Genomic DNA, 26004 nt, shown 5'->3' with positions numbered 1-26004 from the left:
ATACGTGCATCCGGGGCGGTGCGGCGGGGATGCCGGTGCTAGCCCGCACTACTCGCGCGAGTAGTGGGCACGGCCCCGACCGGCGCTTACCGTCGTGCCATGCCGAACCACAATTGGGCAGTCCGGCGGGGGAAAAGACAATGACCGTCAGCTATCTCGGTGCGGCTATGGGAGCCGCCGCTGTCGACGTCGCGATGCGGGACTTCTTCACCGCGCGCCGCGCGGAAGCTGACGCATTCGGAGAGGACTTCGCCGCGACCGTGGCGGAGCTCGAGAGCTATGTGCTGCGCGGCGGCAAGCGCATCCGGCCCGCCTTCGCGTGGCTGGGTTGGCTCGGTGCCGGCGGCGACCCGGAGGCCCCGGTGGCGGCCGCAGTGCTGACGGCGTGCGCGGGCTTCGAGCTGCTGCACGCGTCGGGACTGATCCACGACGACATCATCGACGCGTCCCGGACCCGCCGCGGTCACCCGGCCGCGCACGTGACCTACGCGGAGCGGCACCGGGCGCGGGGCTTCTCGGGAGACCCCGAGTCCTTCGGCAACGGCACCGCCATCCTGATCGGCGACCTCGCGCTGATCTGGGCCGACGTCCTGGTCCGCTCGTCCGGGCTGCCGGAGGACGCGCACACCCGGATCTCCCCGGTGTGGTCCGCCGTCCGCACCGAGGTCATGTACGGCCAGCTCCACGACCTGATCACCCAGATGAGCGGCGACGAGGACGTCGACCGCGCGCTGCGCGTCATCCGGTACAAGACGGCCTCGTACACCGTCGAACGCCCGCTGCACTTCGGCGCCGCGATCGCCGGCGCGGACGCCGACCTCGTCGCCGCCTACCGGGCGTTCGGCGCGGACATCGGTGTCGCGTTCCAGCTCCGTGACGACCTCTTGGGCGTGTTCGGGGACCCGGCCGTGACCGGCAAGCCGTCGGGTGACGACCTGCGCGAGGGCAAGCGCACGGTCCTGCTCGCCACGGCCCTCAAGCTCGGCGACGAGCACGACCCCGCCGCGGCACGGTTCGTCCGGGCGACCATCGGCCGGGAGCTGTCCGATGCCGATCTGGCCCGGGTCCGCGCCATCCTCGTCGACGTCGGCGCCGTGGAGCGGATCGAGCAGGAGATCGCGCACCGGGCGGAGCGGGCCATGCTCGCCCTGGCGGCGAGCACCGCCACCGCGTACGCCAAACACCAACTCGCCGAGATGGCGATCCGAGCGACGCAGCGGACGCAGTGATGGCGAACCCGCTCACCTTCACTGTCCGCGGGCCCGCGGCGGACGAGCCGCGGGCCGAGGGCGTCGGCCGCGCGCACGGCAAGGCCATCCTGCTCGGTGAGCACGCGGTCGTGTACGGCGCGCCGGCGCTGGCCATCCCGCTGCCCCAGCTCGCGGCGACCGCCACGGCGACCCGGCGTCCGGACCGGGCCGACGGCACCGACCGCGTCTCCTTCGCCGTCACCGGATCCGACGGCGGGTCGTCGACACCGTTCGGGTCGGACGACCTGCGCGGGCTCGTGTCGGCGTTCAAGGAGCGCGCCGCCGTGACGGAACCGATGTCCGTCGACGTGCTCGTCGAGTCGGCGGTGCCCCGGGGCGCCGGGCTCGGATCGAGCGCCGCCTGCGCGCGGGCGGCCGTGCTCGCGCTGGCGGACCTCTTCGGCCGCACGCTCGACGCCCGCACGGTGTTCGACCTCGTCCAGGTCTCGGAGACGATGGCGCACGGCCGGGCGAGCGGCATCGACGCGCTCTCCACCGGCGCGACCTCGCCCATCTGGTTCCGGGACGGCGTGGCGCGCGAACTGCCCGTCGCGATGACGGCGGCGGTCCACCATGACCATCCACGATGGACCGGGCGGGGCCCGGGCGCACGCCGGCCCTGGGGCTTCGACGCCCTGTTCGTCATCGCGGACAGCGGTGTGAGCGGCCGGACCAGGGACGCCGTGGAGCTGGTGCGGCGCGGGTTCGAGGGCGCACCGGAGCGGCTGGACGCGTTCGTGCGCCAGGTGTCGCGACTGACGAACGCGGCGTTGTACGACCTGGGCCGTGGCCGGGTCGACGACCTCGGCGCGCGCCTGACCGAGAACCATCGGCTGCTGCGCGAGGTCGGGATCAGCACGGATCGCATCGACACGATGGTCGACGCGGCCCTCGCGGCCGGCGGTCTGGGCGCCAAGGTCAGCGGCGGCGGGCTGGGCGGCTGCATCATCGCGCTGGCGGCCGATCCGCCCGGCGCGGCCGCGGTCGCCGCGCACCTGAGGTCGGCCGGCGCCACCCGCACCTGGGTCGTACCGGTGGGGAGGTTCGCGATCCATGGCACCTGACCACACCGCGGTCGCCCACCCCAACATCGCGCTGGTCAAATACTGGGGCAAGCGCGACGAGAAGCTCGTGATCCCCAACGTCGACAGCCTCTCGATGACGTTGGACGTGTTCCCGACCGTGACCACCGTGCGGGTCACCCCCGGCGAGCCGACGGACACGGTCACCTTCGACGGCGCGACCGCCGAGGGCGAGCAGCGGCTGCGGATCACGGAGTTCCTGGACCTGGTGCGCAAGACGGCGGGCCGCCCGGAACGCGCCACTGTGGACACCCGCAACGCCGTGCCCACCGGGGCCGGCCTCGCCTCGTCGGCGAGCGGGTTCGCGGCCCTGGCCGTCGCCGCCGCCGCGGCGTACGGCCTCGACCTCGACCCCACCGCGTTGTCGCGCCTGGCCCGGCGCGGATCCGCGTCGGCGGCCCGCTCGATCTTCGGCGACTTCGCCATCCTGTACGCGCGCCGGGGCGACGCCGCGGACGCGGACCTCAACTCCTACGCGGAACCGGTGCCGGTGCCGGACTTCGACCCGGCGCTGGTGATCGCGGTGGTCAACGCGGGCCCGAAAGCGGTGTCCAGCCGCACGGCGATGCGGCGCACGGTCGAGACCTCGCCGCTCTACTGGCCATGGGCGCGGGCGGGCACGACCGACCTGGCGGACATGCGGGCGGCGCTGAACCGCGGCGACCTCGACGCGGTCGGTGAGATCGCCGAGCGGAACGCCTTCGGCATGCACGCCACGATGCTCGCCGCCCGCCCGGCGGTGCGCTACCTGTCACCCGCCACCGTCGCCGTGCTCGACGGCGTCCTGCGGTTGCGGGCCGACGGGGTGCCGGCGTACGCGACGATGGATGCCGGGCCGAACGTGAAGGTGCTCTGCCACCCCGCCGACGCGGCGCGGGTCGCCGCGACCATGGGTGAGGCCGCGCCGGGCTGCACGGTGGTCATCGCCCGGCGCGGGCCCGGGGCCGCGCTCCGGTCGGGAGACGGGCCGTGACCGGCACCGTCAGCCGGCGGGCACCCGGCAAGCTGTTCGTCGCCGGCGAGTACGCGGTCCTGGAACCGGGTCATCCGGCGCTCCTGGTCGCCGTCGACCGGCACGTGACGGTCACCGTGTCCCCCACCGGCGACACCGGCGTACGCGTCGAGTCCGATCTGTGCCCGGGACCGACGCGGCTGCGGCGACGCGACGGCGGTCTCGAGGGAGTCGAGGTCGGCGACCAGAAGCGGGCACGGGACAGCCTCGGCCACGTCGTGTCGGCGATCGAGGTGGTCGACGCGCTGTTGACCGAGCGCGGCCAGTCCCCGCCGGCGATGCACGTCTCGATCAGCAGCCGCCTGCACCGCGACGGCACCAAGTTCGGGCTGGGCTCCAGCGGCGCCGTGACCGTGGCCACCGTGGCCGCGGTCGCGGCCTACGCCGGCCTGGGCCTGACGCCCGAGGAGCGCTTCCGGTTGGCGATGCTGGCGGCGGTGCGCCGCGACGCCGGCGGTTCCGGCGGCGACCTCGCGGCCAGCGCCTGGGGCGGCTGGATCGCCTACCAGGCGCCCGACCGCGCCGCCGTGCGTGAGATGGCCCGGCGCGACGGCGTCGGGCGGACCCTGCGGGCGCGGTGGCCGGGCTTCGGGGTGCGCACGCTGCGACCGCCGCGCGCCCTCGCGCTCGAGGTCGGCTGGACCGGAGACCCGGCGCACACGTCCGTGCTCGCCGGCCGCCTCGACGCGCGGGCCTGGCGGGGCGGCACGGCGCACCGGCGTTTCCTGGAGCGGAGCGGCGCGCGGGTGCGGGCGGCGATCCGCGCTCTCGACGAGGGCGACGACGACGGGCTGCTGCGCCAGGTGCGCGGCGCCCGCCAGGTGCTCGCCGACCTGGACGACGAGGTCGGCCTCGGCATCTTCACCACCAGGCTCACCGCGCTCTGCGACGCGGCCGAGGCCGTCGGCGGCGCGGCCAAACCGTCGGGCGCCGGCGGAGGCGACTGCGGCATCGCCCTGCTGGACCCGGCGGCGACGAAGGACATCGCACGGCTACGGGAGACGTGGGCCGCGGCCGGGGTGCTGCCCGTGCCGGTCCGCGTCCAGCCCACGAACGGGAGCGAAGCATGAGCAACGACCAGGACACGACCGCGGTGGCCGGCGTACCCATGAAGTGGGTCGGACCGCTGCGCGTCTCCGGAAACGTGGCGACGACCGAGACCGAGGTGCCGCTGGCCACCTACGAGTCGCCGTTGTGGCCGTCGGTCGGCCGTGGCGCACGGATCTCCATGATGGTCGAGCCGGGCATCGTCGCGACCCTCGTCGACGAGCGGATGACCCGCTCGGTCCTCGTCCGGGCGACCGACGCGCAGACCGCGTACTCCGCCGCGCTGGAGGTCGACGCGCGGCTGGACGAACTGCGCGAGATCGTGCGCGGCTGCGGCAGGTTCGTCGAGCTGATCGGGTTCCACCACGAGATCACGGCGAACCTGCTGTTCCTCCGGTTCGACTTCGGCACCGGGGACGCCTCGGGGCACAACATGGCGACGCTGGCCGCCGACGCGCTGCTGAACCACATCCTGCGGACGGTTCCGGGAGTCTCGTACGGCTCGATCTCGGGAAACTACTGCACCGACAAGAAGGCGACGGCCGTCAACGGCATCCTCGGCCGGGGCAAGAACGTGGTCACCGAGCTGCTGGTGCCGCGGGAGATCGTGCACCGGCGGCTGCACACCACGGCGGCCGCGATCGCCACGCTCAACGTACACAAGAACATGATCGGCACGCTGCTGGCCGGCGGCATCCGCTCGGCCAACGCCCACTACGCGAACATGCTGCTCGGGTTCTACCTGGCCACGGGCCAGGACGCGGCCAACATCGTCGAAGGCTCACAGGGCGTCACCGTCGCCGAGGACCGCGACGGCGACCTCTACTTCTCCTGCACCGTGCCGAACCTGATCGTCGGGAGCGTCGGCAACGGCAAGGGACTCGACTTCGTCGAGGAGAACCTGACCCGGCTCGGCTGCCGGGACGTCCGCGAACCCGGTGAGAACGCGCGCCGGCTCGCGGTGATCGCCGCCGCGACCGTGTTGTGCGGGGAGTTGTCCCTGCTCGCCGCACAGACGAATCCGGGGGAACTCATGCGCGCGCACGTCCGGCTGGAGCGTGCCGACACATCCGCGAAGATCGGAGGCTAGCGATGCCCGGCGAGATCGCCATCGGAATTCACGACCTTTCGATCGCATCGACAGAGTACGTGCTGACACACGCGACGCTGGCCGCGCAGAACGGTGCGCCCGTCGGCAAGTACGAGCGGGGCATCGGCCAGCTCTCGATGAGCGTGCCCGCCCTCGACGAGGACATCGTGACGATGGCGGCCACCGCCGCCGCGCCCATCGTCGAGCGGCACGGCGCCGACCGGATCCGCACGGTCGTCTTCGCCACCGAGACGGCCGTCGACCAGGCGAAGGCGGCCGGCATCCACGTCCATTCGTTGCTCGGGCTGCCCTCGGCGACCCGGGTGGTCGAGCTCAAGCAGGCCTGCTACGGCGGCGCGGCCGGTCTGCAGTTCGCGATCAGCCTCGTCCATCGTGACCCCGCCGAGCAGGTCCTCGTGATCGCCAGCGACGTCTCGAGGTACGACCTCGGCAGCGCCGGCGAGGCGACCCAGGGCGCCGCGGCGGTGGCGATGCTGGTCAGCGCCGCACCCGCGGTGCTGCGGGTCGAGGACCCGTCGGGCCTGTTCACCGCCGACGTCATGGACTTCTGGCGGCCGAACTACCGCACGACCGCGCTGGTCGACGGGCGCGAGTCCATCTCCGCCTACCTGCAGGCGGTGGAGGGCACGTGGAAGGACTACACCGAGCGCGGCGGTCACCCGCTCGGCGCGTTCCGCGCCTTCTGCTACCACCAGCCCTTCACGCGGATGGCCCACAAGGCGCACCACCACCTGCTCAACTGCTGCGGCCGGGAGGTCGACGACGCCGCCGTCGCCCACGCGGTCGGGCACACGACGGCGTACAACGCCGTGATCGGCAACAGCTACACCGCTTCGCTGTTCCTGGCGCTGGCGGCGCTGCTCGACAACGCCGACGACCTCTCCGAACAGGCGATCGGGTTCCTGAGCTACGGGTCCGGCGCCGTCGCCGAGTTCTTCGCCGGCCGGGTGGTGCCGGGCTACCGGGCGCACCTGCGGTCCGCGGCGCACCGCGCGGTGGTCAGCCGGCGACACGACATCGACTACGCCCGGTACCGCGAGATCCACGAGCACGCGTTTCCGGCGGACGGGGGGCACCACCCCGTGCCGCACGAGACCACGGGGCCGTTCCGGTTGGCCGGCCTGTCCGGCCACAAGCGCATCTACGAGCCGCGATAGCCCTGGAGGGGTGATGTCAGGAACATCGGAAATGGCGGAGCTGTACGCCACCGTCGAGGAGTCGGCCCGGCTGCTGGACGTGGCCTGCCACCGGGACACGGTCTGGCCCATCCTGTCGACGTACGAGGACGCGTTCTCGCATCCCGCCGCCGTGGTCGCGTTCCGGGTGGCCACCGCGCTGCGGCACGCGGGGGAGTTGGACTGTCGCTTCAGGACCCACCCGGACGTCCGGGACCCGTACGCCGTCGCCCTGTCGCACGGCCTCACCCCGAAGACGGACCACCCGGTCGGCACCCTGCTCGCGGACATCCACGACCGGTGTTTCGTCGAGAGCCACGGCATCGACTTCGGCGTCGTCGGCGGGTTCAAGAAGATCTACGGCGCGTTCACACCGGACGACCTGCAGGAGGCGTCGAAGCTCGCCGACATACCGTCGATGCCGCGCAGCCTCGCCGAGAACGTCGGGTTCTTCGCGCGCCACGGCCTGGACGACCGGGTCGGCGTGCTGGGCATCGACTATGCCAACCGGACCGTGAACGTCTACTTCAACGAGGTGCCGGCCGAGAGCTTCGCGCCGGACACGATTCTGTCGACCCTCCGGGAAATCGGAATGGCGACGCCCAGCGAGCAGATGCTCAAACTCGGTGAGAAGGCGTTCGGGCTCTACGTGACGCTCGGTTGGGACTCGCCGAAAATCGAACGCATCTGCTATGCCGCCGCCACCACCGACCTGACGAAACTCCCCGTTCCCGTCGAACCCGAGATCGAGAAGTTCGTGCGCAGCGTCCCCTACGGCGGCGACGACCGCAAATTCGTGTACGGCGTCGCGCTGACCCCGCGCGGTGAGTACTACAAGCTCGAGTCGCACTATAAATGGAAGCCCAACGCGGTGAATTTCATCTGATCGCCTACTGCGGATGAAGACCCACTACTGCAAACGCAGTCGTGGACACCGGCCACCATTAATGGAAATATCGTCGGCACGATACCATTCGACCCGAAAGGGCTCTCCCATGCGTAAAGCGTTCGCTGGACTTGCGGCGTTGTTGATGGTCGTCGTCGTCGTGCAGTTCTTCCTGGCCGGCAGCGGCGCGTTCGACGACGCGCCGGTCGACGAGGCGTTCAAGCCGCACCGTTCGCTCGGTTATCTCACCGTGGCCCTGGCGATCGTGCTGACGCTGGCCGCGGCCGTGGCCCGGATGCCGGGTCGCGTCATCGGCCTGTCCGGCCTGGTCGCCGGCCTCGCGCTCCTGCAGCCCGTGATCGCGGTCATCGCCAAGGGGTTCGGCGACGAGGGCACGACCACGGCCGCCGGGCAGTTCGCGTTCGGCCTCCACGCGGTCAACGGTCTGATCATCATGGCGGTGCTCCGCAGCGTCCTGGTGGCATCGCGCGCGGCGCCGGCCCCGGCGCACAGCGCGCCGGCGGCCACCCGCTAGCGCCCCGCCAGCCGCTTCGCCAGGACGGTGATGACCACGGTGCCGGCCAGCACGTGCGCCGCGGCCAGCACGATCTGGGTGGACACGGCGGTGTCCCGGGCCAGGGCGGGTGCGGCGAGCGACAGGACGGTGAACGCGACCGTGGCGACGACGAAGGTGCGCACGGGCCGCTTGGCCCAGCGGTCCAGCGCGGCAGCGAGGACGATCCCGCCGATCGACCAGAGCACCACGCTGCGGGCGATGTAGCCGACGGGAATGTGCTGAGCGTGATCTTCCCAGACGCCGGCCGCGTCCATCGGGACGCCGGCGGCGCGGGCGACGAGCGTGAACGCCTCCGTCACGACGGCGGCGGCCAGGGTGGCCAGGATGCCGACCAACCACACAGGGCCGGTGCGTAGGGCCCGGGCGAACCGGGGCGAGGACGGGGATTCCGGTGCTACCGCGGCCATGTGTCTATTGTAGATTTCAGCAGGATTCCCCAGAAGCGTGCACGGACTACTGTGGATGCAGTAGTCGGCATTCCTTCGCAGGCAGGATTCCCGTGCGGCCCGGTGCCGCTAAAGTGCCACCATGAGGACGGCCATGTCCACTGTTCGGGTTCGGCTGCGGAGTTGGGCCGTCGCGATCTGCATCGCGACGGCGCTGTTGATCGTCGCGCTGGCCTCCGACCACCCCGGCACCGACCTCGACGTGCTCGGCTACGTCCTGTTGGTGATCAGCGGCCTCGCCCTGGGCATCAGCCGGTGGGCGCCGATCCCCGTCCTGGTCGTCACGGGTCTGTGCGTGCTGGGCTACAACGCGATCGGCTTCGACGTGCCCGCCGCCGGCTACCTGTGGGCGGTCTATGCCGCCGTCCGGGCCGGCCACCGGATCGTCTCCCTGGTGGCGAGCCTGGTCATGCTCGTCTGTCTGCCGCTGGCGATCATGGCGTCGCCCCTCGACGGCCCCGCCGCCGAGGCGCTCGCCCAGGCGCGCCAGGTCCTCGAGATCGCCTGGTTGGTGGCTGCCGCCGCCGCGGGTGAGGCGCTGCGGCTGGCGGAGCGGCGGGCCGACGAGGCGGAGCGCACCCGCGAGGAGACGGCGCGGCTCCGCGCCACCCAGGAGCGGTTGCACATCGCGCGGGAGCTGCACGACTCGCTCACCCATCAGATCTCGATCATCAAGGTGCAGTCCGAGGTCGCGGTCCACATCGCCCGCAAGCGCGGTGAGGAGGTCGCGGAGTCCCTGCTCGCGATCCAGCAGGCGAGCCGCGAGGCGAGCCGGGAGCTGCGGGCGACGCTGGAGACGCTCCGCGACGAGAACGAGTCGCCCGCACACGGGCTCGACCACCTCCCGGAGCTCCTGGCGGGTGCGCGCGGCATCGGGCTGACCACCACGCTGACCGTCGAGGGTGACCGGCAGGGCGTGCCCGACGCCGTCGACCGCACCGCCTACCGGATCATCCAGGAGTCGCTGACCAACACCGCTCGGCACTCCGGCTCGGCCACGGCGTCGATCCGGATCGCCTACCTGCCCGACGGGCTCACCATCCGGGTCGACGACGACGGCACGGCCAAGCCGGGCTCCGCCGCGACGCCCGGGGTCGGGCTGGTGGGCATGCGCGAACGCGTCACCGCTCTCGGCGGCCGCCTGCGGGCGGAACCCCGGCACGAGGGCGGGTTCACCGTCCAGGCCGAGCTCCCGGTGGCACAGATCTCATGATCCGCATCATGCTGCTCGACGACCAGCCGCTCCTGCGCAACGGCTTCCGCACGCTGCTCGACGCGGAGGACGACATCACGGTGGTGGCCGAGGGCGCCAACGGCAAGGAGGGCCTGTCCCTCGCCCGGGAGCACCAGCCCGACCTCGCGCTCGTCGACATCCAGATGCCGGTGATGGACGGCATCGAGACGACCCGGCGGATCGCCGCCGACCCCGACCTCGCGGGTGTCCGCGTCGTCATCCTGACCAACTACGGGTTCGACGAATATGTGTTCCACGCACTGCGCGCCGGCGCCGCCGGGTTCCTGGTCAAGGACATCGAGCCGGAGGACCTGCTGCACTCCGTGCGCGTCGCCGCGCGCGGCGACGCGCTGCTCGCACCGTCCATCACCAGGATGCTGATCAGCCGGTACGTCGCCCAACCGCTGGGCGTCGAGCCCGGTTCGGGGATGGACGAGCTGACCAACCGCGAGCGTGAGGCCGTCGCGCTGGCGGCGCAGGGCCTGTCCAACGAGGAGATCGCCGACCACATGGTGATCAGCCCGCTGACCGCCAAGACCCACATCAACCGTGCCATGACGAAGGTGCGGGCGCGGGACCGTGCTCAGCTCGTGGTCTTCGCGTACGAGTCCGGACTGGTCGCTCCCAGGATGCGCTGACCTCGGCGTCCCCGAGCAGCGAGACGAGCAGGTCACCGAGGATCCGCGGTCCGTGCTGGGTGAGGATCGACTCGAGGTGGAACTGCACCGACCGGAAGCCCGCGCCGCGCAGGGCGTGCACCTCCCCGGTCTCCGGGTTGCGGCTGATCTCGACGGGTCCGCGCTGACCGTGGCGCACGACGTCGTGTGCCGACCGCGCGGCGTAGGTGTTGTAGAAACCCACGAGCTCCGGCCGGCCGAACAGGTCGACCCGCTTCTGGACGCCCTGGTTGGGTGCCCCGCGCCGGACCACGTCGAAGCCCAGCTCGGCGGCGAGGATCTGGTGCCCGAGGCAGATCGACAGGAACGGCACGGTGCCGGCGAGCAGCTCACGGGTCAGTGAGCGGAGCGTCGCCATCCGCGGGTCGGTCACGTCGCCCGGGTCGCCCGGGCCGGGGCCGACGATGACCAGGTCGTAGCCCTGCGGGAACAGCGGGTCGTCGAACCGCGTGAGCGTCGTCCGCAGGCCGAGCGCGCGCAGTTGGTGGCCGAGCATCCCCATGAACAGGTCCTCGTTGTCGACCACGAGCACGTGGCGGCCCGCCAGCTCCGGCACCGGGGCTCGCCGGTGCGCGCCGTCCAGCCAGAAGCGGGACAGCGTGGCGTTGCGGGTCTCCAGCGCGACGCGTACCAGCGGATGCTCGGCAGGTGAGATCCGTGCCTCGGTGACGGGCGCGCCGGCAGAGGGCGCGGCACCGAGGCCGAGAGCCGCCAGCATGCCCGCCGCCTTGGCCCGCGTCTCGGCCACCTCGGACTCCGGGTTCGAGTCGCGGACCAGCGTGGCGCCGACGCCCAGCCGCAGCGTGCCGTCACCGCCGATCTCGGCGGTCCGGATCATGATCGCGGAGTCCAGGGTGCGGCCGCCGCCGGCGTCGCGGCCGACCAGCGCGAGGACGCCGCCGTAGTAGCCGCGACCCGTCGCCTCGTGGCGGGTGATGACCCGGAACGCGTTCTCCAGCGGACTGCCGGAGACGGTCGGTGCGAGCAACGTCTCCCGCAGCACCTCGCGCACGTCGAGGTCGCTGCGGCCGGTGAGGACGTACTCGGAATGGGTCAGGCGCGCCATCTCCTTGAGGAACGGACCGTGCACCTGGCCGCCGACCGCGCACATGCGGGCCATCATCTTCAGTTCCTCGTCGACGACCATGAAGAGCTCGTTCGCCTCTTTCGGGTCGTTCAGGAACTCCAGGAGCCCGGAGATCTCCGGTCCGGCGGGCGGGTGCCGGTAGGTCCCGCTGATGGGGTTCATCGAGACGGTGCCGTCGACCATGCTGACGTGCCGCTCCGGCGACGCACCGACGAAGGTCCCCGCGCCGGTGTGGAACAGGAACGTCCAGTAGGACCCGGCCTCGCCGGCCAGCAGCCGGCGGAAGATGGCGAGCTCCGCGCGGACCGAGTAGTCGTCCAGCCGGGCGACGTAGGAGCGCCGGATGACGAAGTTCGACCCGGCGCCCTGCCCGATCTCGTCCGCGACGACCCGCTTGACGATCGCCGCGTAGTCCTCGTCGCTGATGTCGAAACCCGCGCCCGACACCGGTACGTCGTCGTCCGGCAGAAACGCGAGCGCCTGCCCGCGGGTCAGCTCGGCCTGCCCGTGCACCCGCATCGCCAGCAGCGGTGCGCCGTCGTCGTGGCAGTCGTAGCCGCGTTCGGTGATCTGCCGGTACGGGACGGCCACGAGCAGGTCGTGCGCCGCCCCGTCGGCGGGCTCGCCGGGCAACGGCAGGTCGGCGAGACTGTCCACACACGACACGTCTCCGGTCAGGACCGTCACGCCGGCGCCCGGGCCCGCGCTCGGCCGGTAGACCAGGGCGAAGCCGCGCCCGTCGGTTCCGAGCCCCGCCAGTGCGTCAGCCGTGCGCGAATCCGTACAGTCCATGTCGCTTCCCCTCGCACGAGATTCGGTCGCATCCCGATACTGCGGTGGCGAAAGGCGTCCGCACATGACGTGAAAGCACCATCCCGTATTCGCGTTAACGCGGCCGTGTGGCGTAAACCGCTGAATAGCCGGCACCACCCGTCCGCGTCGTAGCCGGACGGTCGAAGCCGCATTTACTGTCGACCGCGTACCACTTCGGGGAGGCGGTGAAAACGACCGTGAATGTGTTGGTGCAGAAATACGGCGGCACTTCGCTGCGCACGCTCGACCACGTCCGTCGTGCCGCCACCCGCACGGCACAGGCGTGGCGGCGCGGCACGCGGGTCGCCGTGGTCGTCTCGGCGCGCGGCAGCCGCACGGACGACCTGCTGCGACTGGCGGCCGACGTCGGTGCGGTGGATTCGTCGCGCGAGCTGGACCAGCTCCTGGCGGTCGGCGAGGCCGAGTCGGCGGCGCTGATGGCCCTCGCGCTCGACGGGCTCGGCGTGCCCGCCGTCTCGCTGACCGGGCCCCAGGCGGGGATACACACCACGGACCGCCACGGCGACGCGCTCATCTCCCGCATCGAGGCGGTGCGCGTGCGGGAGGCGCTGGACGCCGGCAAGGTCGCGGTGGTCACGGGATTCCAGGGCGTCGACCGCAGGGGCGACATCGCCACCCTGGGGCGCGGCGGCTCCGACACGACCGCGGTGGCGCTGGCGGCGCGGCTGCGGGCGTCGGCCTGCGAGATCTACACCGACGTGGACGGGGTGTTCAGCGCCGATCCGCGCATCCTGCCCGCGGCGCGGCTCCTGCCGTGGGTGCATCCCGGCGTCATGGCGGAGATGGCGTTCGCCGGCGCGCGGGTCCTGCACACCAGGTGCATCGAGCTCGCCGCGATGGAAGGGGTCGAAGTGCGTGTCCTCAACGCGTCGTCGCAGGCGCCGGGAACGACCGTCGTGGACCGGGAGGACGTCCGTCCACTGGAGACACGGCGGGCCGTGGTGGCGGTGACCCACGACACCGACGTCGCGCGCGTGCTGGTGCACTGCCGCGAGATCCGCCGGGACCTGGCGCCCGACGTGTTCGCGGTGCTCGCCGCCAGCGGGACGGTGGTGGACCTGGTGGCCCGGTCCGGGCAGTACGAGAGTGAGTTCCGGATGGGGTTCACCGTCAAGCGCAGCCAGGCCGACGCGGTCCGGACCGCGTTGCACGAGCTGACCGCCGGCTTCGGCGGCGGCGTCCACTTCGACGAGAACGTCGGCAAGGTCTCGGTGGTCGGCATGGGGCTGCTGAGCCGTCCCGAGTACACGGCCCGGCTCATGGCGGCGCTGGCCACCGCCGGGATCCCGACGAGCTGGATCTCCACGTCGCAGATGCGGATCTCCGTGATCGTGCCCCGGGAACGCACGGCCGACGCCGTCGAGACCCTGCACCGCGAGTTCCACCTCGACCGGCACGAGCCGACGGATCTCGTCTCCGCCACCGCTTGAGAGAGGCAGCACACCATGGCCGTACTCAACGCCTCGTTCGCCCGGGCCCTGCGCCTGCGGCGCCTGTTCCGCCACGGAGACGGGCGGCTGGTCGTCGTCCCGCTCGACCACTCCGTCACCGACGGGCCGCTGGGCTCGGATCTGCTGAACTCCCTCCTCGGCGAGCTGGCCGGCAGCGGCATCGACGCCGTGGTGCTCCACAAGGGCAGCCTCCGGCACGTCGACCACCGCTGGTTCGGCGACATGTCGCTGATCGTGCACCTGTCCGCGAGCACCCGGCACGCGCCGGATCCGAACGCGAAGTACCTGGTCGCGGACGTCGAGGAAGCGCTGCGGCTGGGCGCCGACGCGGTCAGCGTGCACGTCAACCTCGGATCGCCGCAGGAGGCGCGGCAGGTCGCCGACCTGGCCGCCGTCGCGGGGGAGTGCGACCGCTGGAACGTCCCGCTGCTCGCGATGGTCTACGCGCGCGGACCGCAGATCGCCGACGGGCGGGCGCCGGAGTTGCTGGCGCACGCCGCGACGCTCGCGGCCGACCTGGGCGCCGACGTCGTGAAGATCGACTATGCGGGTACGCCCGAACGGATGGCCGACGCGGTTCGCGGCTGCCCGATCCCCGTCATCGTCGCCGGCGGCGCACGCGCGGCCGACGCGGACGCGGTGCTCGCCTACGTGTGCGACGCGCTGCGCGGCGGCGCCGCCGGGGTGGCGATGGGACGCAACGTCTTCCAGGCCGACGAACCGGGGCGGATGGCGGCCAGGATCGCGCGGCTGGTGCACGAACCAGCACAAGTCCCCGGGCAGTACGACATCGAAGACCACCTCGCCCTGACGTCCCCGACCATCCGCTGAGGAGAGACCTGTGAAGCTGTGTTGGCTGGACATCCGTAACGTCGACGGTGCCAAGGAGGCCATCGTCGAGGAGGCCCTCCATCAGCGGGTGGACGCCATCGTGGCGGCCGACCCGGCCGATCTGGAGTCGCTTCCCCCCACGGTCAAGAAGGTCCTGTTCCCACGGAACCTGCCGCTGCCCGAGAAGCTGGAGCCCGCCGACCTGGTCATCGTCGAGCCGGACCGGCACGGCGACCCGGCCGTGCTGGCCGGCCGGTTCCCCGACCAGGAGTTCGGCCGCTACGTGGAGATCGTCGACGCCGACAGCCTCGAGGAGGCGTGCCGCGCCGCCCGCCACGAGAAGTGGAGCCTGCTCTACTTCCGGGACCCCACCAAGATCCCGCTGGAGATCGTGCTGGCGGCCGCCGCCGGCGCGGACGGCAGCATCATCACCCAGGTGGCGGACGTCGAGGAGGCGCAGATCGTCTTCGGCGTCCTCGAGCACGGCTCCGACGGTGTGATGCTCGCACCCGCGGCGGTGGGCGCGGCGACGGAGCTCAAGGCCGCCGCGGTCAGCACGGCGGCGGACCTGTCGCTGGTGGAGCTGGAGGTCACCGGGATCCGGCGGGTGGGCATGGGCGAACGCGCCTGCGTCGACACCTGCACGAACTTCGGGCTCGACGAGGGCATCCTGGTCGGCTCGCACTCGACCGGCATGATCCTGTGCTGCAGCGAGACCCACCCCCTGCCGTACATGCCGACCCGGCCGTTCCGGGTCAACGCCGGCGCGCTGCACTCCTACACGCTGTCGGCCAACGGGCGCACCAACTACCTCAGCGAGCTCGTCTCCGGCGGCCGGGTGCTCGCCGTCGACGCGAAGGGCAAGGCGCGGGTCGTCACGGTCGGCCGGGTCAAGATCGAGACTCGTCCGCTCCTCGCGATCGACGCGGTCTCGCCCTCGGGGGTGACGGTGAACCTCATCGTCCAGGACGACTGGCACGTCCGGGTGCTCGGTCCGGGCGGCACGGTGCTCAACGTCACGGAGCTGGCGCCGGGCGCGAAGGTGCTCGGCTATTTGCCGGTCGAGCAGCGCCACGTCGGTTACCCGATCGCCGAGTTCTGCATCGAGAAGTGACGTGAGCACGCAACCGGTGCTGGACTTCCACGTGCGCCTGGCACCCAGGCCGGGTGCCGGCGCGCGCCTGCTGTCCACATTGGATGAGTGTGGGCTCGACCGGGCCGTGGTGTGCGCGGGCGGCACCATCGACCTGGACCGGCTCTCCCGCCAGCTCGTCCTGGGCGGGCACGTCGAGACCGACGCCGACAACGACGCGGTGCTCGCCGCCTGCGCGGGCACCGGCGGGCGGCTGGTGCCGTTCTTCTTCGCGAACCCGCACCGGCCGGCGCAGGCCTACCAGGACCGGGCCGGCGAGTTCCGCGGGTTGGAGATCTCGCCCGCGGTGCACGGCATCGGCCTGGCCGACGCCCGCGTCGCCGCGCTCGTCGGCGTCGCGGCGGAGTTCGGCCACCCGGTCTACGTCGTGTGCCTGGACCGTCCGGGTGCGGGCGTCGCCGACCTGGTCACCCTGGCGCGGCAGCACCCGACGGTGCGCTTCGTGCTGGGCCACAGCGGGATCGGCAACATCGACCTCTACGCGCTCACCCTGATCCGCGACGAGGCCAACATCCTGCTGGAGACCTCGGGCGGCTACACGTGCGTGGCCGAGGCGGCGGTGAGCCGGCTCGGCGCGCAGCGGGTGGTGTTCGGCTCGGAGTACCCGCTCCAACATCCGACCGTGGAGCTGGCCAAGTTCCAGGCCCTGCGGATGCCGGCCGAGCAGTGGCGGCAGATCGCCTGGGACAACGCACATCGACTGCTCGGAGAGGAGCCCCGGTGACCTCGATCCTGCCCCAGCTCGGCCAGTGGCACGGGCCGGAGGACCTGCGGCGCCTGCAGGAGAAGCAACTCGCGCAGACCATCACCTGGGCGTCCCGCTCGCCCTTCTACCGCCGGTCGCTCGCGTCCACGGCGCTGCCCACGACCGCCGCCGACCTCGCCGGCCTGCCGCTGACCAGCAAGCAGGACCTGCGGGACAACTACCCCTTCGGGATGCTGGCCGTGCCCAAGGAGCGGCTCGCCACCTATCACGAGTCGAGCGGCACGGCCGGGCAGCCGACACCGTCGTACTACACGGCGGAGGACTGGGTCGACCTGGCGGAGCGCTTCGCCCGCAAGTGGATCGGGATGTCGGCCGCGGACGTCTTCCTCGTGCGCACGCCGTACGCGCTGCTGCTGACCGGGCATCTCGCGCACGCCGCCGGCCGGCTGCACGGCGCCACCGTGGTGCCCGGCGACAACCGCTCGCTGGCCATGCCGTACGCCCGCGTGGTCCGGGTCATGCACGACCTCGGCGTCACCCTGACCTGGTCGGTGCCGACCGAATGCCTGATCTGGGCCGCCACCGCGGCGGCCGCCGGGCACCGGCCCGGCGCCGACTTCCCCGCGCTGCGCGCGCTGTTCGTCGGCGGTGAACCGCTCACCGACGCCCGCCGGGCCAGGATCAGCCGGCTGTGGGGAGTCCCGGTGATCGAGGAGTACGGATCGACGGAGACCGGGAGCCTCGCCGGGGAGTGCCCGAACGGCCGGATGCACCTGTGGGCCGACCGCGCGCTGTTCGAGGTCTACGACCCGCGCACCGGCACGGTCGACGTGGAGGGCGAGGGCCAGCTCGTGGTCACTCCGCTGTTCCGCGAGGCGATGCCGCTGCTGCGCTACAACCTCGAGGACAACGTGTCGGTCTCCTACGCCGACTGCGCGTGCGGCTGGAACCTCCCGACGGTCCAGGTCCTCGGGCGCGCGGCCTTCGGCTACGCGGTCGGCGCGGCCACGGTCACCCAGCACCGGCTGGAGGAGGTCGTGTTCTCGCTGCCGGACTCCCACGGCGTCGTGTTCTGGCGGGCGCGGGCGGAACCGGCGGTGCTGCGCATCGAGATCGAGGTGGCCCCTGAGCACCGGGCCGCGGCCGTCGCCGAGCTGACCGCCAAGGTGCGGGACGTCTTCGGCGTCGACAGCGAGGTCGTCGGGTTGGCTCCGGGCACCCTGATCCCGCACGAGGCGCTGACCAGCATGCCGGACGTGGTCAAGCCGCGCAGCCTGTTCGGGCCCGGCGAGGACTGGGGCAAAGCGCTCCTCTACTACTGACGGAGACGACATGCCGCAGCTGCGGGTAGCGGTGGTCGGGGCCGGGATCGCCGGCCTCGTCCTCGCCGCCGCCCTTCGACGGGCCGGGATCGACTGCCACGTCTACGAGCAGGCCCCGCACCTGACCGAGGTGGGTGCCGGCGTGCAGCTCGCACCGAACGCGACCCGGCTGCTGCACCGGCTGGGCCTGCGCGACCGCCTGCGCGCCGTGGCGGTCGCGCCCGGCGCGATCGAGATGCGGCGCTTCGACGACGCGACGCTGCTGCAGCGCACCCCGCTGGGCGACGTGTGTCACCGCCGCTTCGGCGCGCCCTACTACACCGTGCACCGCGCGGACCTCCAGGCCGGCCTCCTCTCGGTCGTGGCCGCGGACCGGGTGCACCTCGGTGCGCGGCTGGTGGCCGTGACGCAGGGCGGCGACGAGGCCCGGCTGCACCTGGCCGACGGCGCGACGGTGGCGGCGGACCTCGTCGTCGGCGCCGACGGCATCCACTCGGTGGTTCGCGAGCAGATCGTGACCGACGCGCCGCGGTACTCGGGGCAGACGATCTACCGGGGACTCGTGCCGGCGCATCGGGTGCCGTTCCTGCTCGCCGACCCCGCGGTGCGGCTGTGGTTCGGGCCGGACAAGCACGTCGTGTCCTACCCGGTCTCCGCCGGCCGGCAGGTCAGCTTCGGTGCGACCGTGCCGGCCGCCGACTGGCGGGAGGAGTCGTGGACGGCGCGGGGCGATCCCGCCGCGCTGGCGGCGGCGTACGCCGGTTGGCATCCGGACGTCACGCGGCTGATCGCGGCGGCCGACCGGGTCAGCCGGTGGGCGCTGCACGACCGGGACGGCATCAACCGGCTCGGCGCGGGACGCGTGGTCGTCATCGGCGACGCCGCGCACCCGATGCTGCCGTTCCAGGCGCAGGGCGCCAACCAGGCGGTCGAGGACGCCGTCGTCCTCGCGCGCTGCCTGGCGGAGGCGGGCCCGGCCGGTCTGGCCGCCGCCGTGCGCCGCTACGAGGAGGTCCGGCTGCCCCGGGTCACCGAGCTCCAGCGCCGGTCCCGGGCCAACGCGCGGACGTTCCACCTCGGCGACGGGGACGCGCAGCGCCGCCGCGACACCGCCGCCCAGCTCACCTCCGGGCTGGACCAGCACGAATGGCTCTTCGCGTACGACGCCGACCACGCCACCACGACCGTCGGGAGCAGCTGATGGAACTGACCGGAATCGAGTCGACGGTCGCACTGGTCACCGGTGCGGCACAGGGCATCGGTGCCGCGGTCGCGAGCGTGCTGGCCGGTGCCGGCGCGACCGTCGCCGCCGTGGACCGCAACGCGGAGGCGCTCGCCACCGTGGTGACCAAGCTCGAAGCCGAAGGCGAGGCCGCCCGCGGGTACGTGGTCGACGTGTGCGACGGCGACGCCGTGGACGCGCTCGTGGCGCGCGTCGAGGACGACCTGGGGCCGATCGGCATCCTCGTCAACGCCGCCGGCGTGCTGCACACCGGCCGGGTGGTCGAGCTGTCCGACCGGCAGTGGAGCGACACGTTCTCGGTCAACGCCGGCGGGGTGTTCCTCGTGTCGCGCGCGGTCGCCCGGCGGATGGTCGGCCGCCGCCGCGGCTCGATCGTGACGGTGGCGTCCAACGCCGCCGGTGTGCCGCGCACGGAGATGGCCGCGTACGCCGCCTCGAAGGCCGCCTCGGCGCAGTTCACCCGGTGCCTGGGGCTCGAGCTCGCGGACTACGGGATCCGGTGCAACGTCGTGTCGCCCGGCTCGACCGACACCCCGATGCTGCGCGCGATGGTCGGCGAGGGCGCGGACTTCACGAAGGTGATCGAGGGAACGCCAGCCGCGTACAAGATCGGGATCCCGCTGCGCAAGGTGGCCCAGCCGCGGGACGTGGCCGAGGCGGTCGCGTTCCTCGTCTCCGACCAGGCCGGTCACGTCACGATGCACGACCTGTACGTGGACGGCGGCGCCGCTCTGCACGTCTGACCTCGCTGGACCGAGCTGGAGGCGAACCATGCCCATGGCCCCGATCGCGCCGTACCCCATGCCCCGCGGCGGTGACCTGCCCGGCCCGACCGTGCCGTGGCGACCCCGTCCGAACCGGGCGGCGGTGCTGGTGCACGACATGCAGCGCTACTTCCTGCGCCCGTTCCCGGCGGGACAGTCACCGGTGACCGACCTGGTCGCCAACGTCACGAGGCTGCTCGCGAGCGCCCGCGCGGCGGGGGTGCCGGTGTTCTACACCGCGCAGCCCGGTGGCATGAGCAGTGCCGACCGCGGACTGCTGCACGACTTCTGGGGTCCCGGCATGGGCGTCGCGGAGGACGACCGCGGCATCGCGGACGACGTGGCTCCCGCGCCGGGCGACACGGTGCTGACCAAGTGGCGCTACAGCGCGTTCTTCCGCAGCGACCTCGAGGAACGCCTGCGGCGGGCCGGCCGCGACCAACTCGTCGTCTGCGGCGTGTACGCGCACATGGGCTGCCTGATCACCGCGTGCGACGCGTTCAGCCGGGACATCCAGCCGTTCCTGGTGGCGGACGCGCTGGCGGACCTCTCGCTCGACGACCACCTCATGGCGCTGCGCTACGCCGCCGACCGCTGCGCGGTGCCGCTGTCGCTGGCCGAGGTGCTGGCGCACCTGGAGAGCTGAGACAGCTCTCCAGGCGCGCGGGGTCAGGCCTGGCCTCTGATGTAGCGCTGCACCCAGTCGTAGGCGCGGTCGCCGAACTGCTCGCCGAACGGGATCGACCGCTCGACCGTCTTCTTGAAGTGCACCCCACCCCACAGGCGGCTGTAGGCGCAGTCCTTCACGAAGGCGTCCCAGGTGGGATAGAACAGCTCGACGTCGGTGGCGGGGCTGCGGCCGGGTTCCTTCAGGGTCGAGCCGGCGGGCGCGACGTGCCGCAGGTTCAGCACGTCGTCACCGAGGAACCGCCGGGTCGCCTGCGCCTCGGCGGAGCAGAGCACGGTGGAGCCGGACGGGTAGTCGGGGTGGTCGCCGGTGTTCAGGTAGGGCGACCACTCGTCCGCGCGGATGTCGTCGACCGTGCCCTTGCCCGGGCCGCCCCAGGCGGTCACCTTCTGGCGTCCGTACACGTGCCGGACCGCGCTGAACGGGCGCACCGCGTCGTACCGCACCTTCTGGTGCCAGCAGGCGAGCATGGCGTCCCAGATCGCCACCGAGCTGGTGAAGCCGAGATCGATCATCTCGTCCAGGGTCAGGCGGTCGAGGTGGGCGATCGCCGCGAAGCCCACCGACTGACCCAGGCCCATGGTCTTGTCGTCGAAGTACTCCGCCGCCACCTTCTGCCGGTCGGTCAACCCGGCCGAGGCTTCCAGGATCTCGTCCACCGAGCGCTTGTAGTCCCGCGGTCGCGTGTGGTCGGAGTGGTCCGGCGGGGCGAGGGTGAACTGGCGCGGGTCGGTGAAGGTGTGCGCCTTGGCCAGCCGCAGCTGCGGTGTGGCCATCTGCTGGACGACGAAGATGCCCAGGTCGCCACCGCCGCCGCCCAGGCGGCGGCTGTGCGGGCCGAGCCCGGGCTGCCAGCGCGACGGGTTCGTCAGCTCGAACGCGGTGTTGACGGGCCGGTAGCCGGTGTAGTCGGCGTACGGCCTGGGGTTGTACCGCCGGCCGGTGTCGCCGAGCTGGTTCATCCCGTCCCGCAGCGCGGCCGCGACCACCGCTTTGCCGGCGATGTTGCCGATGCCCACCGGGCTGGTCCGATCCTCGGACTCGTCGTCCGGGTTCAGCCCGATGGAGGTCATCACCGCCCGGAAGTCCGGCTCCCGCCGCGGCTCCACGCCCTTCACGACCTGGTAGTTGGCGTGCAGCGCGGCGATCGTCCGGTTCCGGTTGGTGGCGGCCTCGCTGGAGGGCCGGCGACCGAGGCGGGAGTGCACACCCACCCGCGTCGGGTGGTACGGCGCGGTCGCGTCGAACCACGACGTGACCGACAGGTGGACGAACCGGTGGAGCACGGTCACGTCCATCGGGGCGATGACGTTGAAGGCGGGCTGGAACGGGCTGATCAGCTCGATGATGAAGTTGCCGGTGTCGAGGTCGAAGTCGGCAGCCGCTGCAGCGGGGGAGGCGCCGGCCGGGCCGCTGTGCGCCAGGGAGCCCAGCACGGCGGCCGAGGCCGTGCCGAGCCCGCCGAGCAGCAGCGACCTGCGATCTGGTGAGAATCCTTCGGTTGCGGTCATGATGGTGTCCTCTTCGCTCTCGACACGGTTCGCGAATGCGTTCCGGGAGCCAGGATTCGCGCCGGATCTCGCGTCCGTCCACTACCTACGCGAGTAGTCGATGATCCGTCGTCGGGCACGTGAAATACCGCGAACGCGGGGTGCGCGTCCGCTCCGACGCGGGGCTAGGGTCGGCGAACGGCCGACGAAAGGAAAATCCCATGCGCGAGCGCAGGCACGTCGTCGTCATCGGCGGCACGTCGGGCATCGGACGCGACTTCGCCCAGTCGTGCGCCGACCGGGGAGACGACGTGGTCATCACCGGCCGCACCGAGGAACGCACCAAGCGGATCGCGGACGAGATCGGCGGACGGACCCGTGGGCTCGCGCTGGACCTGGCGGACCCCGACCGGGCCGCGCGGGAACTGTCCGACGTGGATCGCGTCGACTGGCTCGTGCTGTCGGCCCTCGACCGGGACGACAACAGGGTCCGCGACTACCGGCCCGCCGACGCAGCCCGGCTGCTGACCGTCAAGCTCGTCGGCTACACCACCGTCCTGTCCGTCCTCGCACCGCGCATGCCGGAGCACGGCGCCGTCGTGCTGATCGGCGGCCTCGCGAGTCACCGGCCCTATCCGGGCTCCACGACCGTGACGACCGCCAACGGCGGCATCGGCGCGCTGGTCCGGACGCTGGCGATGGAGCTGGCCCCGATCCGGGTCAACGCGCTGCACCCGAGCATCGTCGCCGACACTCCATTCTGGAGCGACAAGCCGGCCGCCCGGGACGCGGCGGTGGCGCGGGCGCTCACGAAGCGGCCGGTCACGATGCGGGACTGCACGGGGGCGATCACGTTCCTGCTGGAGAACCCGTCCGTCAACGGCGTCAACCTGAGCATCGACGGCGGGGAGACCTTCATCTGACGTCGGTCGTGATCCGCCACGGCCCCCACCAGGCGGACGCGCCCTGCCCCCGCTCGCGTTGCGTGCGGGGGTAACGGGACAGGTCCCGGGCGGAGAACAGCGCCATGCCGGCGTTGAAGCCGCCGACCGGCACGGGCAGCCGGGTCCAGTAGGTGAGCCGGCCGTCGACGTGGAACTCCACCTCGCGGGCACCGGCCCGGTACGAGATGGCGTAGTGGTGCGGGCGCCCCGGCTCGGTCGGCACGTCCAGCACCACCCGGTGGATGTAGTGCTCGTCCGGGCTGGTGACACCGGGGAGCGCCAACCGTTCGACCACCGCGTAGACCGTGTCGTTGGTCGCGGCGGCGTTGAGGACCACGCCGGTCTCCAGGTCGAACAGGTTCACCGTGCCGAAGGCGTCGAGCAGGTCGTACGGCACCTGCCCGTAGGTCCGCACGCCCATCTCGACCTCGACGGTCAGCAGCCCGGCGGGCGGTGTGGCGAAGCGCCGCACCGAGCGGTACATCTGCTTGGCGTTGTTCTGTCGCGGGTCGGTGTCGTGGAACCGGCTGAACGGGTTGACGGTCAGCTCGAGCCGCCCGTCGCCCGTGCGCACGCGCGCGTTGCGGTCCTCGTACCGGTGCGTCCCGCCGTCGGCCCCCGTGATCGACATGACGGCCCAGCGGGCGGGATCGAGCTCGCCGCGGGTGAAGTCGTCGTACGTCCACGCGCCGGTCGTCAGTGCAGACGTCATGGACCCACGGTCAACCCCGCTCCGGGCCGCGGACATCGCTCGTCCGCGCCATTTTCCACAGTGGTCCCTACATACCGTGAATGGGCGATGCCGGGCGCGGGCCGCACTGATCGAGACTGTCGCAGTACCTACCGTCAGGGGCCGTTCACAGGATCGCGGGCTGGGGCCTGGCGTCCTGGGCAGAGGAGGTGTCATGGGTAGCGGAGGGGTCGTGGACACGGGGGACTCGACGACAGCCGGCGACCAGTATTCGGCGGTGTACGACAGCGCCCAGTTCCAGGCGCTGCAACGCCGCTCGAATACCTTCATCGTCTGGGCGAGCGTCCTCTTCTACGGGTGGTGGTTCACCGGCATCGTGCTGGCGGCCTTCGCACCCGGCGTGTTCCGGCAGGGAGTCGGTGGTCCTCTCAACGTCGGCATCCTGTTCCTGGTGCTGTCGTTCGTGCTGGTGGGCGTGGTCTGTCTGGCCTACATGCGGTTCGCCAGCAAGCGGCTGGATCCCGTCAGCGACCGGATCCGGGCCGACCTGGAAGGAGGTCTCCGATGAGGACCGACATCCTCGCGGCGCCGCCGCCGGCGCCGATCGACAACACCTGGGCCGCGCCACCGATCGCCGTCGGAATCTTCGCCGTGCTCGCGGTCGCGGCACTGGCACTCGCGTTCTCGGCCCGCGGCGGCATCCGCAACCAGGCCGACTACCTGCTCGCCGGCCGGCGGATCGGCGTGGGGCAGAACGCCCTCGCGCACGTCGCGGGCGGCATCATGTATTCCACGGTGATCATCATCGTCGGGCACGTCGCGCTGAACGGCTTCGACGCCATTCTCCTGTTGACCGCGTTCGTGATGTCCACCGTGCTCGCGGTGCTGATCTACGCCGGCCCGATGCGCAACCTGAACGCGTACACGATCGGCGATCTGTTCGTGATCCGCGCCCGGGAACGTCCGGCGCGGATGGCGTCGGCGGTCCTCACCCTGGTCATCTTCGGCATGTTCAACGTCATCGCGGTGGGCTCGATGGGCTTCGTCGCCAGCCGGATGTTCACCACCAGTCCGACCGTGGACGTGCCTGTCGTCGCCCTGACGGTCGGCATCGTCGGCGTGATCGCCATCGCGGCGGTCTACGTCGGCGGCATGCCCGGCGTCACCCGGGTGCTGGTGCTCAAGGTCTCGCTGATGATGGCGTTCGTCGCGGTGCTGACGATCGCGATCCTGGCGCGGTACAAGCTGAACATCTTCGACCTGCTCAACGACGCCGAGGCCAACGCGGCACCGAACCCGCGCGGCGAGCTGCTGACCACCGGTCGCCTGTTCGGCGAGGGCGCCACGGTGAACTCCGACCAGGACCCGTGGGTCCACCTGTCGAAGGCGTTCGCCATCGCCGTCGGCGCGATCGGGATGCCCTTCCTGTTCATGCGGTTCTTCATGGCCCGCAGCGGACGCGCCGCGCGGCAGACCGCCGGCTGGGCGGCGATCATCACGATCGGGTTCTGGGCGTGCATGGTGGTCATCGGCCTGGGCGCCGTGGCGATCCTCGGTGGTGACGCCATCGGCAAGGTGGCCGCCCACCGCGACATCACCCTGCCCAAGATCACGGACGAGCTGGGTGGCTCGTGGGCGACCGGCGCGCTCGGCGCGATCGCCCTGCTGTCCGTCGGCGCCATCTTCGCGGTGCTCCTGCTCAACGCGGTCACCTCCGTCACGCGGGACCTGCGGGCCGCGCGTGGCCGGCCGGACGACCGGCCGGCGGAGCTGAAGGACATGCGCCGCAACGTGCTGATCATCGGCATCGCCTCCCTCGTCGGTGGCATGGTGATGATGACGCAGCTCACCCACATCTTCATCCCGACGTCGATCGACCTGGGCGCCGCGTGCGTCCTGCCCGCGGTGGTCTACTCGCTGTTCTGGCGGCGCTACAACACCTCGGGTCTGATGTGGACGGTGTACGGCGGCCTGGCCGTGACGCTGTTCATGGTCGTGTTCTCGAACGGCGTGTCGGGCGACCCCACCGCGCTGTTCCCGGACGCCGACTTCAAGTTCGTCGACTTCGAACCGGGTCTGCTCGGTGCCCCGCTCGGCTTCCTGTTCGGCTGGATCGGCACGGTGACCAGCCGGGAGCGCAACGACGCCGCCTTCAGGGAGATGCGGGTCCGGTCCCTGACCGGTGCCACCGTCCCCGCCCGGCAGGAGCCGGAGCAGGCCGCCACCCCGAGCCTCAACGGGCTCGACCGGGCCGGCCGGACCCTGAGCGAGACGCACTGAACCAACGGCGAACGGTGTGGGGC

General features: G+C 71.9%; 25 protein-coding genes. 21 read left to right on the top strand and 4 right to left on the bottom strand.

Features of this window, described 5'->3' with window-relative positions:
* The first annotated feature begins 140 nt into the window (after window positions 1-140).
* The 8 genes from Air01nite_RS17325 (at window position 141) to Air01nite_RS17290 (ending at window position 8098) form a co-directional block, all read left to right on the top strand.
* Window positions 141-1229 (top strand): polyprenyl synthetase family protein, encoded by a 1089-nt coding sequence (locus Air01nite_RS17325; protein WP_203703514.1) that lies wholly within the window; start codon window positions 141-143, stop codon window positions 1227-1229.
* Entirely contained in the window at window positions 1229-2314 is a 1086-nt protein-coding gene (gene mvk, locus Air01nite_RS17320) for a mevalonate kinase (RefSeq protein ID WP_203703512.1), read from the top strand. Before Air01nite_RS17325 ends, mvk begins: the two co-directional genes overlap by 1 nt.
* Complete coding sequence (gene mvaD / locus Air01nite_RS17315; RefSeq protein ID WP_203703510.1) at window positions 2304-3305, top strand: diphosphomevalonate decarboxylase; 1002 nt, start codon at window positions 2304-2306, stop codon at window positions 3303-3305. The genes mvk and mvaD overlap by 11 nt, the downstream gene beginning before the upstream one ends.
* Window positions 3302-4414: a phosphomevalonate kinase gene (locus Air01nite_RS17310; RefSeq protein ID WP_203703509.1), complete on the top strand. Its 1113-nt coding sequence runs from the start codon at window positions 3302-3304 to the stop codon at window positions 4412-4414. The genes mvaD and Air01nite_RS17310 overlap by 4 nt, the downstream gene beginning before the upstream one ends.
* On the top strand, window positions 4411-5481 hold the full coding sequence (locus Air01nite_RS17305; RefSeq protein ID WP_203703507.1) for a hydroxymethylglutaryl-coenzyme A reductase family protein: 1071 nt from the start codon (window positions 4411-4413) through the stop codon (window positions 5479-5481). The genes Air01nite_RS17310 and Air01nite_RS17305 overlap by 4 nt, the downstream gene beginning before the upstream one ends.
* 2 nt (window positions 5482-5483) lie before the next feature.
* Window positions 5484-6659, top strand: a complete 1176-nt coding sequence (locus Air01nite_RS17300) for a hydroxymethylglutaryl-CoA synthase (protein ID WP_203703505.1) — start codon at window positions 5484-5486, stop codon at window positions 6657-6659.
* 31 nt (window positions 6660-6690) lie between these two features.
* Entirely contained in the window at window positions 6691-7563 is an 873-nt protein-coding gene (locus Air01nite_RS17295; RefSeq protein ID WP_203703503.1) for an aromatic prenyltransferase, read from the top strand.
* A gap of 109 nt (window positions 7564-7672) precedes the next feature.
* Window positions 7673-8098, top strand: a complete 426-nt coding sequence (locus Air01nite_RS17290) for a DUF6220 domain-containing protein (RefSeq protein WP_203703501.1) — start codon at window positions 7673-7675, stop codon at window positions 8096-8098.
* Here the strand turns inward: Air01nite_RS17290 and Air01nite_RS17285 are convergent.
* Window positions 8095-8547 (bottom strand): DUF6069 family protein, encoded by a 453-nt coding sequence (locus tag Air01nite_RS17285; RefSeq protein ID WP_203703500.1) that lies wholly within the window; start codon window positions 8545-8547, stop codon window positions 8095-8097. The two genes, Air01nite_RS17290 and Air01nite_RS17285, sit on opposite strands and share 4 nt — an antisense overlap.
* A gap of 121 nt (window positions 8548-8668) precedes the next feature.
* Here Air01nite_RS17285 and Air01nite_RS17280 point away from each other — a divergent pair, with 121 nt between their 5' ends.
* Window positions 8669-9799 carry a sensor histidine kinase gene (locus tag Air01nite_RS17280; RefSeq protein WP_239090763.1) on the top strand — a complete coding sequence of 377 codons (1131 nt, stop codon included), beginning with the start codon at window positions 8669-8671 and terminating at the stop codon, window positions 9797-9799.
* Complete coding sequence (locus Air01nite_RS17275) at window positions 9796-10458, top strand: response regulator (protein WP_203703499.1); 663 nt, start codon at window positions 9796-9798, stop codon at window positions 10456-10458. The genes Air01nite_RS17280 and Air01nite_RS17275 overlap by 4 nt, the downstream gene beginning before the upstream one ends.
* On the opposite strand, the gene Air01nite_RS17270 is transcribed toward Air01nite_RS17275, so the two are convergent.
* A complete protein-coding gene (locus Air01nite_RS17270; protein ID WP_203703498.1) occupies window positions 10364-12376 on the bottom strand; it encodes an anthranilate synthase family protein in 2013 nt (670 codons plus the stop codon). The genes Air01nite_RS17275 and Air01nite_RS17270 overlap by 95 nt on opposite strands.
* Window positions 12377-12582: 206 nt before the next feature.
* Between Air01nite_RS17270 and Air01nite_RS17265 the strand changes: the two genes are divergently transcribed.
* The 8 genes from Air01nite_RS17265 to Air01nite_RS17230 are packed head-to-tail and all read left to right on the top strand — an operon-like array spanning window position 12583 to window position 20534.
* Complete coding sequence (locus tag Air01nite_RS17265; RefSeq protein WP_203703496.1) at window positions 12583-13848, top strand: aspartate kinase; 1266 nt, start codon at window positions 12583-12585, stop codon at window positions 13846-13848.
* A gap of 15 nt (window positions 13849-13863) precedes the next feature.
* Window positions 13864-14700, top strand: coding sequence for a 2-amino-3,7-dideoxy-D-threo-hept-6-ulosonate synthase (locus Air01nite_RS17260; protein ID WP_203703495.1), 837 nt, complete (start codon window positions 13864-13866; stop codon window positions 14698-14700).
* A 10-nt stretch (window positions 14701-14710) separates the two neighbouring features.
* Complete coding sequence (locus tag Air01nite_RS17255; RefSeq protein WP_203703494.1) at window positions 14711-15814, top strand: 3-dehydroquinate synthase II; 1104 nt, start codon at window positions 14711-14713, stop codon at window positions 15812-15814.
* A 1-nt stretch (window position 15815) separates the two neighbouring features.
* Window positions 15816-16577 (top strand): amidohydrolase family protein, encoded by a 762-nt coding sequence (locus Air01nite_RS17250; RefSeq protein WP_239090762.1) that lies wholly within the window; start codon window positions 15816-15818, stop codon window positions 16575-16577.
* Window positions 16574-17881 carry a phenylacetate--CoA ligase family protein gene (locus Air01nite_RS17245; RefSeq protein WP_239090761.1) on the top strand — a complete coding sequence of 436 codons (1308 nt, stop codon included), beginning with the start codon at window positions 16574-16576 and terminating at the stop codon, window positions 17879-17881. Before Air01nite_RS17250 ends, Air01nite_RS17245 begins: the two co-directional genes overlap by 4 nt.
* A gap of 10 nt (window positions 17882-17891) precedes the next feature.
* Window positions 17892-19082 carry an FAD-dependent monooxygenase gene (locus Air01nite_RS17240; protein ID WP_203703493.1) on the top strand — a complete coding sequence of 397 codons (1191 nt, stop codon included), beginning with the start codon at window positions 17892-17894 and terminating at the stop codon, window positions 19080-19082.
* Complete coding sequence (locus Air01nite_RS17235) at window positions 19082-19867, top strand: 2,3-dihydro-2,3-dihydroxybenzoate dehydrogenase (protein WP_203703490.1); 786 nt, start codon at window positions 19082-19084, stop codon at window positions 19865-19867. Before Air01nite_RS17240 ends, Air01nite_RS17235 begins: the two co-directional genes overlap by 1 nt.
* A gap of 28 nt (window positions 19868-19895) precedes the next feature.
* On the top strand, window positions 19896-20534 hold the full coding sequence (locus Air01nite_RS17230; RefSeq protein ID WP_203703488.1) for an isochorismatase family protein: 639 nt from the start codon (window positions 19896-19898) through the stop codon (window positions 20532-20534).
* Window positions 20535-20557: 23 nt separating this feature from the next.
* Here Air01nite_RS17230 and Air01nite_RS17225 read toward each other — a convergent pair whose 3' ends face one another.
* Window positions 20558-22087 carry a DUF6851 domain-containing protein gene (locus tag Air01nite_RS17225; RefSeq protein ID WP_203703487.1) on the bottom strand — a complete coding sequence of 510 codons (1530 nt, stop codon included), beginning with the start codon at window positions 22085-22087 and terminating at the stop codon, window positions 20558-20560.
* 200 nt (window positions 22088-22287) lie between these two features.
* Between Air01nite_RS17225 and Air01nite_RS17220 the strand changes: the two genes are divergently transcribed.
* Window positions 22288-22989, top strand: coding sequence for an SDR family NAD(P)-dependent oxidoreductase (locus tag Air01nite_RS17220; RefSeq protein WP_203703486.1), 702 nt, complete (start codon window positions 22288-22290; stop codon window positions 22987-22989).
* On the opposite strand, the gene Air01nite_RS17215 is transcribed toward Air01nite_RS17220, so the two are convergent.
* Complete coding sequence (locus tag Air01nite_RS17215; protein WP_203703485.1) at window positions 22982-23722, bottom strand: DUF6081 family protein; 741 nt, start codon at window positions 23720-23722, stop codon at window positions 22982-22984. The genes Air01nite_RS17220 and Air01nite_RS17215 overlap by 8 nt on opposite strands.
* A 193-nt stretch (window positions 23723-23915) precedes the next feature.
* Between Air01nite_RS17215 and Air01nite_RS17210 the strand changes: the two genes are divergently transcribed.
* Together Air01nite_RS17210 and Air01nite_RS17205 are read left to right on the top strand one after the other, a co-directional pair.
* Window positions 23916-24269: a DUF485 domain-containing protein gene (locus tag Air01nite_RS17210; RefSeq protein WP_203703484.1), complete on the top strand. Its 354-nt coding sequence runs from the start codon at window positions 23916-23918 to the stop codon at window positions 24267-24269.
* Window positions 24266-25981: a solute symporter family protein gene (locus Air01nite_RS17205; RefSeq protein ID WP_203703483.1), complete on the top strand. Its 1716-nt coding sequence runs from the start codon at window positions 24266-24268 to the stop codon at window positions 25979-25981. Before Air01nite_RS17210 ends, Air01nite_RS17205 begins: the two co-directional genes overlap by 4 nt.
* Window positions 25982-26004 lie beyond the last annotated feature (23 nt).

Origin of the sequence: Asanoa iriomotensis (assembly GCF_016862515.1) — a bacterium.
Lineage (GTDB): Bacteria > Actinomycetota > Actinomycetes > Mycobacteriales > Micromonosporaceae > Asanoa > Asanoa iriomotensis.
This window is presented reverse-complemented; position numbering and strand designations above follow the sequence as displayed.

What these genes read in the sequence shown, in the direction of transcription:
- Air01nite_RS17325 (WP_203703514.1), top strand. Translation starts at nt 141, where the DNA reads ATGACCGTCAGCTATCTCGGTGCGGCTATGGGAGCCGCCGCTGTCGAC.
- mvk (WP_203703512.1), top strand. Translation starts at nt 1,229, where the DNA reads ATGGCGAACCCGCTCACCTTCACTGTCCGCGGGCCCGCGGCGGACGAG.
- mvaD (WP_203703510.1), top strand. Translation starts at nt 2,304, where the DNA reads ATGGCACCTGACCACACCGCGGTCGCCCACCCCAACATCGCGCTGGTC.
- Air01nite_RS17305 (WP_203703507.1), top strand. Translation starts at nt 4,411, where the DNA reads ATGAGCAACGACCAGGACACGACCGCGGTGGCCGGCGTACCCATGAAG.
- Air01nite_RS17300 (WP_203703505.1), top strand. Translation starts at nt 5,484, where the DNA reads ATGCCCGGCGAGATCGCCATCGGAATTCACGACCTTTCGATCGCATCG.
- Air01nite_RS17295 (WP_203703503.1), top strand. Translation starts at nt 6,691, where the DNA reads ATGGCGGAGCTGTACGCCACCGTCGAGGAGTCGGCCCGGCTGCTGGAC.
- Air01nite_RS17290 (WP_203703501.1), top strand. Translation starts at nt 7,673, where the DNA reads ATGCGTAAAGCGTTCGCTGGACTTGCGGCGTTGTTGATGGTCGTCGTC.
- Air01nite_RS17285 (WP_203703500.1), bottom strand. Translation starts at nt 8,547, where the DNA reads ATGGCCGCGGTAGCACCGGAATCCCCGTCCTCGCCCCGGTTCGCCCGG.
- Air01nite_RS17280 (WP_239090763.1), top strand. Translation starts at nt 8,669, where the DNA reads ATGAGGACGGCCATGTCCACTGTTCGGGTTCGGCTGCGGAGTTGGGCC.
- Air01nite_RS17275 (WP_203703499.1), top strand. Translation starts at nt 9,796, where the DNA reads ATGATCCGCATCATGCTGCTCGACGACCAGCCGCTCCTGCGCAACGGC.
- Air01nite_RS17270 (WP_203703498.1), bottom strand. Translation starts at nt 12,376, where the DNA reads ATGGACTGTACGGATTCGCGCACGGCTGACGCACTGGCGGGGCTCGGA.
- Air01nite_RS17260 (WP_203703495.1), top strand. Translation starts at nt 13,864, where the DNA reads ATGGCCGTACTCAACGCCTCGTTCGCCCGGGCCCTGCGCCTGCGGCGC.
- Air01nite_RS17240 (WP_203703493.1), top strand. Translation starts at nt 17,892, where the DNA reads ATGCCGCAGCTGCGGGTAGCGGTGGTCGGGGCCGGGATCGCCGGCCTC.
- Air01nite_RS17235 (WP_203703490.1), top strand. Translation starts at nt 19,082, where the DNA reads ATGGAACTGACCGGAATCGAGTCGACGGTCGCACTGGTCACCGGTGCG.
- Air01nite_RS17230 (WP_203703488.1), top strand. Translation starts at nt 19,896, where the DNA reads ATGCCCATGGCCCCGATCGCGCCGTACCCCATGCCCCGCGGCGGTGAC.
- Air01nite_RS17225 (WP_203703487.1), bottom strand. Translation starts at nt 22,087, where the DNA reads ATGACCGCAACCGAAGGATTCTCACCAGATCGCAGGTCGCTGCTGCTC.
- Air01nite_RS17220 (WP_203703486.1), top strand. Translation starts at nt 22,288, where the DNA reads ATGCGCGAGCGCAGGCACGTCGTCGTCATCGGCGGCACGTCGGGCATC.
- Air01nite_RS17215 (WP_203703485.1), bottom strand. Translation starts at nt 23,722, where the DNA reads ATGACGTCTGCACTGACGACCGGCGCGTGGACGTACGACGACTTCACC.
- Air01nite_RS17210 (WP_203703484.1), top strand. Translation starts at nt 23,916, where the DNA reads ATGGGTAGCGGAGGGGTCGTGGACACGGGGGACTCGACGACAGCCGGC.
- Air01nite_RS17205 (WP_203703483.1), top strand. Translation starts at nt 24,266, where the DNA reads ATGAGGACCGACATCCTCGCGGCGCCGCCGCCGGCGCCGATCGACAAC.